Origin of the sequence: Mesorhizobium sp. M0664, assembly GCF_040320565.1 — a bacterium.
GTDB lineage: Bacteria > Pseudomonadota > Alphaproteobacteria > Rhizobiales > Rhizobiaceae > Mesorhizobium.
Map to the genome: position 1 here is coordinate 22,814 of NZ_JAMYPW010000060.1, position 6,735 is coordinate 29,548.

7 protein-coding genes are annotated in these 6,735 nt (G+C 64.8%); 4 read left to right on the forward strand and 3 right to left on the reverse strand.

From position 1 onward, the window contains the following. The first annotated feature begins 19 nt into the window (after positions 1 to 19). Together NKI39_RS31075 and NKI39_RS31080 are read left to right on the forward strand one after the other, a co-directional pair. Positions 20 to 769, forward strand: a complete 750-nt coding sequence (locus NKI39_RS31075; protein ID WP_352836625.1) for an SDR family NAD(P)-dependent oxidoreductase — start codon at positions 20 to 22, stop codon at positions 767 to 769. Between the two features lie 152 nt (positions 770 to 921). Next, positions 922 to 1,305, forward strand: a complete 384-nt coding sequence (locus NKI39_RS31080) for a YybH family protein (RefSeq protein WP_352501278.1) — start codon at positions 922 to 924, stop codon at positions 1,303 to 1,305. Positions 1,306 to 1,412: 107 nt separating this feature from the next. Here NKI39_RS31080 and NKI39_RS31085 read toward each other — a convergent pair whose 3' ends face one another. Next, positions 1,413 to 1,874, reverse strand: a complete 462-nt coding sequence (locus NKI39_RS31085) for an Lrp/AsnC family transcriptional regulator (RefSeq protein ID WP_352836628.1) — start codon at positions 1,872 to 1,874, stop codon at positions 1,413 to 1,415. A gap of 155 nt (positions 1,875 to 2,029) precedes the next feature. Between NKI39_RS31085 and NKI39_RS31090 the strand changes: the two genes are divergently transcribed. Further along, positions 2,030 to 3,037 carry an ornithine cyclodeaminase family protein gene (locus tag NKI39_RS31090; RefSeq protein WP_352836631.1) on the forward strand — a complete coding sequence of 336 codons (1,008 nt, stop codon included), beginning with the start codon at positions 2,030 to 2,032 and terminating at the stop codon, positions 3,035 to 3,037. A 78-nt stretch (positions 3,038 to 3,115) separates the two neighbouring features. On the opposite strand, the gene NKI39_RS31095 is transcribed toward NKI39_RS31090, so the two are convergent. Beyond that, complete coding sequence (locus NKI39_RS31095) at positions 3,116 to 4,048, reverse strand: dimethylarginine dimethylaminohydrolase family protein (RefSeq protein WP_352836634.1); 933 nt, start codon at positions 4,046 to 4,048, stop codon at positions 3,116 to 3,118. 33 nt (positions 4,049 to 4,081) lie between these two features. Next, entirely contained in the window at positions 4,082 to 5,674 is a 1,593-nt protein-coding gene (locus tag NKI39_RS31100; protein ID WP_352836640.1) for a zinc-binding metallopeptidase family protein, read from the reverse strand. A 75-nt stretch (positions 5,675 to 5,749) separates the two neighbouring features. On the opposite strand from NKI39_RS31100, the gene NKI39_RS31105 reads away from it, so the two are divergent. After that, entirely contained in the window at positions 5,750 to 6,637 is an 888-nt protein-coding gene (locus NKI39_RS31105) for a LysR substrate-binding domain-containing protein (RefSeq protein ID WP_352836636.1), read from the forward strand. The last annotated feature ends 98 nt before the right edge of the window (positions 6,638 to 6,735 follow it).

A 6,735-nucleotide genomic window follows, 5' to 3' on the forward strand; every position in this document is an offset into this window, starting at 1 on the left:
TCAACAAAGGAGAGATTTGATGAGCAAGCTGAACGGCAAGGTCGCCATCGTCACCGGCGCCTCCAAGGGTATCGGCGCCGCCATCGCCAAGAGTCTTGCCACGGCCGGCGCCGCAGTGGTCGTCAACTACGCCTCGTCACGGGAAGGCGCTGACCGCGTTGTCGCCGAGATCGACGACCGTGGCGGCCGCGCCGTCGCCGTCCAGGGCGACGTGTCGCAAGCGGCTGATGTGCGCCGCCTGTTCGAGGCGGCGAAATTGGAGTTTGGCGGGCTCGACATACTGGTCAACAATGCCGGAGTCTTCGCATTCGAGCCGCTGGAAGCGGTTACCGAGGCCGAGTTTCACCGCGAGTTCGACATCAATGTGTTGGGCATCATTCTGACCACGCAAGCAGCAGTGAAGCATTTTGGCGCGGGCGGCGGCAGCATCATCAACATAAGCTCGGTCGCCAGCCGCAATCCGCAGCCGAACTCGCTCGTCTACGCCGCGACCAAAGGTGCGGTGGACACGATCACGCTGTCGATGTCGCGGGAGCTCGGCGCACGCAACATCCGCGTCAACGCCATCGCGCCCGGCGGCATCGATACCGAGGGCCTCGCGCGCATCGGCATCGTCGGCAGCGAATTCGAGAACCAGATTATAGCCATGACGCCGCTCGGTCGCTTCGGCCTGCCCGACGACGTCGCCCGCGTCGCGGTGTTCCTCGCCTCCGACGAAGCGTCCTGGCTGACCGGCGAGCGCATCACCGCCTCCGGTGGCTGGCGATAGGCATGGAGGGCGCGAACCTGCCGGCTCGCTGACCGTGCTACCCGCGGCGCGACGCACTGCAATCGATGACGAGAGCGATCTAAGCCCTATGTAGCAGCGAGGAAGGAGCGCCGTGCGCCATCGATGACGGCGAGATGCCAGGGAGGTAACGGATGACGGGCGACGAAAAAGCAATCCGAAAGCTGGTCGAGACGTGGATGGATGCGAGCAAGCGTGGAGACATCGCGACCGTCCTCAGCTTAATGACGGACGACGCGATCTTCATGGTTCCCGGCCGGGAACCCTTCGACAAGGAGATCTTCGCGGCAGCCGCGCGGGAGACGGCCGGCGTTCATATCGACGGCACGAGCGATATCGTGGAACTACAGCTTCTCGGCACTTGGGCCTTCATCCGCAGCCGCATCAATATGACCGCGACCCCGCCGAATGGCGAGCCGGTCCATCGATCGGGATATGCGCTGACGCTCCTGCGCAAGGAGGCGGATGGTGAGTGGCGGCTCGCACGCGACGCAAACCTGCTGACCCAGCAAGGCTAGAGCCGGTCTCCGGCATCGCTGCACCTGAAGGCGCGCCAGGGGGGAGCGATTAGATGGCGAAGATGCGATGCAGGTCGCCCTGAACAGCGTTCCCCTCCTCTACCCGATCACACCGGCAAAAGGGCGTTCGGCTTGACATCGGCGATGGAGGCGAACGTGTGCGTTTCGCGCACGCCGGGCAGCGGCAGGATGATCCGCTGCAGGAAATCCTGGAACACCGCCATATCGGCGATCCGCGCCTTGACCAGATAATCGAAACCGCCAACCACCATATGGCACTCCAGAACCTCCGGAGCTTTCGCCACGGCTTCGGCGAAGCGGTCAAAGACATGAGGCGCCGTGTGGTCAAGCCGGACCTCGATGAACACCAGCGTTCCCCGGCCGACCTTGCGCGGATCGAGCATGGCCCTGACCGCGGTGATGAACCCGTCGCGGAACAGGCGCTTAACCCGCTGGCTGGTTCCGGTCGGAGACAGCCCGACACGCCCGGCAAGATCAAGCGTCGTCCGGCGTCCGTCTTCCTGCAGCAACCGGAGCAGGCTGCGGTCTATCTGGTCGAGGTCGCTCATTTCACAATCCACGCTATCTAAGGGATTTGCGTGTTGATTTCACGCAGAGACACCGAAATCAACGTATTTCACAACATAAAACCTCGCAATAGCCTGCGCTTCCCTCACCGCTGAAAGCAAACGTGGTGAGCCGATTTCGAACACAGGAGTGCAGGATGACCAAGGAAGCGTTCAGCCCAGCCGGCAGGAGTGCGGCGGAAATCAGCAAGGGAGCGACCGAGATCCTGGTGCTGAGCGAAGCCGACGTGATGGCATGCATCGACCTCAGCCAGCTTCTCGATGTTCTGGAAGACGGCTTCAAGGTGCTGTCACAAGGCAAGGTCGTCAATCCACCCCGACCACAGCTCGACATCCCCGAGGCCGGCTACAGCCTCGCCATGCCGGCCTGGATGGAGGGCATGAACCTGACCGTCAAGATCGTCAACGTCTTCGAAGGCAACCTGGCCAAGAACCTGCCCAGCCACCTTGCCACCATCAGCCTGTTCGATCCGCTGTCGGGCCTGCCGGTCTGCATCATGGACGGCACCTTCATAACCGCGGTGCGAACCTCCGGCTCCGCCGTGCTGTCGGTGCGCGCGCTTGCGCGCCGGGATGCCAGGATAGCGACCGTGGTCGGCGCCGGCGTGCAGGCCAACCAGCACCTGCATCTGTTGCCGCTGGTGCGCGACTTTGCCGAAATCCGTGTCGCTTCGAAGAGCTTCGACGATGCGGCAGCGCTTGCCCGGCTGCATCCGTCGGTGGTGGCGGTCGCCGATCTCGAGACGGCAGTGCGCAGTTCCGACGTGGTGTGCCTGGCGACCCACTCCTACCAGCCGGTGATCGACGCAGGCTGGGTCCAGCCGGGCACGCATGTCTCCTCGGTCGGGGTGGCGCCGCCCGGCGGTGAAATGCCGATCGAGCTCATCGGCAGATCCAGTCTTTTTGTCGAAACCAAGGATGCATTCAGACCGACCCCGGTCGGATCTTGCGAGCTTGCCGGCTTCGACCCGGATTTCGGCACCGAGCTTGGCGCCATGCTGCTCGACCGCGCGCCGGGCCGCGTTTCGGATCAACAGATCACCACCTACAAGGCGATGGGCATTGCGATGGAAGACATGGTCGCTGCCGACCTCGTCTATCGTTGCGCCCGGCGTCTGCGCAAGGGAAAGCTCGTCGTGCTGTAGGCGCGCGCCGCACGCCGGGCGGGATCGACGGTGCTGACAATGGCGCTTTCGCGCAAGCGGCCGGGCTAGGCCGGCCCCTCAGGCCGGCTCGCGCTTCAGCGCCTGCGCCATGCAGTGGATGCCGCCGCCGGTCTTCGAGATCTCGCTCATGTCGATGGCCGCCACCTCGAAGCCGCGCGCCTTGAGCTGGCCGATCAGTGTCTGGCTCGAGGTCGGGGCGATTACCCTGTCCTTGCCCAGCGACATGAAGTTGCAGCCGAGCGCCATAGTATCCTGGAACGGCACGTCGATGATCTCGTGGCCCTTGCCCTTCAGCCAGTCGACGATGCCGGGCTCTGTACAGGCAAGGCAGACGGCGGTCAGCTTTTCGGCGATCGGCACCACCATCAGGTCGATATGGACGTAATACTCGTCGATGAAGGCGATGCGGGTCTCCCAGCCCTCCTTGTCGAACCAGGCCTGGACCTGGCGCGCGCCCTCCTCCTGCGTGCGGGCGCCACCGCAGCCGATCAGCACGACGCCGTCCTCGATGACGTTGAAGTCGCCGCCCTCGAACGTGCCCGCGGTGACCATGTCGTAGATCGGGATGCCGAGCTTCTTATAGGTGCGGATCGCCGCGTAGTTCTCGCCGCGCCGCCACCATTGCGACATGGCGGTGATGATGGCGCCGTACGGCGTCATGACGCTGGAATCGCGCGAGTAGACCTGCATCGGCAACTCCGGCGTCGGCTCGTGCCAGTGGATGTTGACACCGAAATGCTCATAGGCGGCGACCAAGTCCTTGTGCTGCGCCTGCGCGATCTGGACGTTGCATGGCGCTTCGCGCAGATGCTTGCGCGACAGCGAGCTGGTCGAGAGATGGCGCAGGAAATTCGGCGAGCCGAGCAGCACGTCGGTCAGCACGTCGGTCTCGTTGGCGAAGCCCCAGGCGGTCAGCGGCTTGGTTCCGCCGGCCGGGTTGCGGTGCTGCAGCGAAAACGCCTCGGCGACGATGCGGTCATGGACGGTCATGGGGTTTCTCCTCGTGAAGGGCGGCTTGGTTGATCATGCGGCTTGGTTGCCTGGTATCCACCAATCCCGTCCGCGCGGGGTGGTGATGTATTCCGGCCAGCGAAATCCGATGGGCGGATCGTAGTCGCAGAGCGGCGCGATCCAGTTCGAGCCGCCGATGCCGCCGCCGGTGCGGGCGACGAATTCATCCATCGCCGCGTTGCGCGCGGCATCGTCTTCCAACAGGCGAAGTGCTGCCAGCGCGACCGTCTTTGCGGCGCAGATGACCATCGGGTCGATGGTGGCAGAAATGCCGCCCAGCGCATTCATAGCCCAGGACGGAAACGCGTGGCCGTTCTCGGATCGCAGCGCCGGCCGGGCGACGTAGAATCGTGCCGTCGGTGTATGCCACGACATGTCGGTGTAATCGTCAGAGGTCGAATTGAGCTGCCAAGGCGGCAGGTCGCGGCGCAGGAGCGCCTCGGCCGCCTGTGGTGCAATCAGCCGCTCCAGTTCGTCGATGAATGGTTCCTCGGTCGCCTCGCCCCCGGCATTGAGCTGGACTTCGCGGGCGATCGCCTTGGCCGTCTCGTCCCAGCACGGCGGCCCGACCGCCGCCAGCGCGTCGAAGGCAATACCGGCCATGACGTGATTGGCCAGCCCCGGCCGCGACTTCGACACCCAGTGCCGCTCATGGCGGCAGCCGCTCATCCTGGCTGCGGCTTCCGCATTGCGGTCGAGCACGGCGGTGACCTGCTCGGCCATCGCCAGCGTCGGCACGCGGATCATGTACTGGATCTCGGCCAGCCCGGCCGGCAGATTGTCGGCGGTCGCCTGGCCCGCCGTCAGGATCGCCTCGCTGATCGACCAGCCGCCCTGATGCGGCAGCATGGAATCGCGCAGCGCCTTGGACGCCATATACATCATCATCAGCGCGTCGTTGGCGCCGGGCGCCCTGACTGCCGAATGCGCCTGCGGGATGGGTGCTGCGCCGCCTGCCGCCCTCGCCCAATGTTCCGGCTCGTCGCACACAAAGCGGTAGATCATCGCATAGGCCGCACCGCAATGCGTATCCCAGCGCGCGGTATTGCAGAGCGGCAGCATATAAAAAGGATGGAAGGAGACCATGCCCGCTAGCCCATCGTAATAGCCCTTCGCGGCATGGATCGGCTTCGACCCGCGCACCTTCTCCGCCGGCTCGCCGGTGAAGCGCAGCGTGCCTGATATGCCGTGGCGCTGCATCGCCGCCTTGGTCGCCAGCAGCCCGCCGAGGCTGGCAATGCCGAGGCCGGAATGCGGATCGGTGTGGCCGCCAGCCTGTTCGCCGAGGCCCGGGCGCGGTCGCTTCACCGTCGCAGCATCCTGGCAATTGCCGGGCACTGCATCATACTCGGCATACAGGCCGATGGTCGGCCCCGCGCCGTTGGTCCAGTGGGCGCAGAAGGCGGTCGGCATGCCGCCAGAACCTTCCTCGACGGAAAAGCCTTCGTGCTTCAGATGCTCGACATACCAGGCGGCCGACTGGTATTCGCGCCAGGCGGTCTCGCCGAAGTCGAAGATTGTCCGCGTCCACGCCGACAGCGACGGCTGGATGTCGTCCAGACAGGCAAGTGCGGTCGCTTGCGCGGAGGTCACCGGTTTCTCCATGGTGGAAAGAAAGCAGTGAAGCGCCCCGCCAAAAAGTGATATGTTTTCCCGGCTCATGCAAATTCGGTTCACCTCTTGAGAATTCCCTCGACGCAGGCGCTGCGCGCCCTCGACAGTTTTGCCCGCCACGGCAGCGTCTGGCGCGCCGCCGACGAACTGCATCTGACCCGCAGCGCAGTCAGCCATCAGCTTCGCCTGCTCGAACGCGATCTCGGCTTCGACCTGCTCGAGCGCATTGGCAAGGGCGTGGCGCTGACGCCGCGCGGCCAGCGCTATGCCAGCGACGTGCGCAAGGCGCTGACGGTGCTGGGCGACGCGGTGACACGCCATGCCGGCACCGGCATCGGCGGCTCGTTCAGCGTCAGTTGTACGCCGGGTTTCGCCTCGCTGTTCCTGTGCACCCATATCGGCGAGTTCCGGCAGATGTACCCCGATGTCGCGCTGCGCATCCTGACGCCGCGCCGTCTCGACGACGTGAGCAATGCCGAGGCCGATGCCTTCATCACCTTCGGCGTCGGCAATTGGCCGAACCGCGCGGTCGAGCTGTTGTGCGGGATCTCCTTTACGCCGCTGTGCAGCCCGACGCTGCTCAACAAGATCGGCGGCTTCTCCAAGCCGGCCGACGTGCTGCGCGCCAATCTCCTGCATCTCGGCGATACCGAGGACTGGGCGCGCTGGCTGGCGCTGTCCAAGGTCGAGAACCCCGACCCGGAAGGCGGCATCTTCTTTTCCGACATGAACCTGGTCTTTTCGGCGGCGATCGCCGGCCAGGGCATCGCCATGGGCGACGAGCTGACCAGCGGCCGGGCACTGAGCGAAGGCCGGCTGGTCCGCCCCTTCGACATAGCGATCAATTCACCGCGCTCGTATTTTCTGGTTTCCGAGCACGCCAAGGCGGCGCATCCGGTGCTGGAGGCGTTTGGGCGGTGGCTGCGGTCGAAGCTGTCGGAGAACCAGCGTTAATCTCCCCCCTCGAGGCAGGGGAATCGCATATGGCGATTTTGGGGTTGAGTTTGGGCTGAGAAAGGATTCTTTGGAGAGGCAGTTGAGCGAAGGAGCGA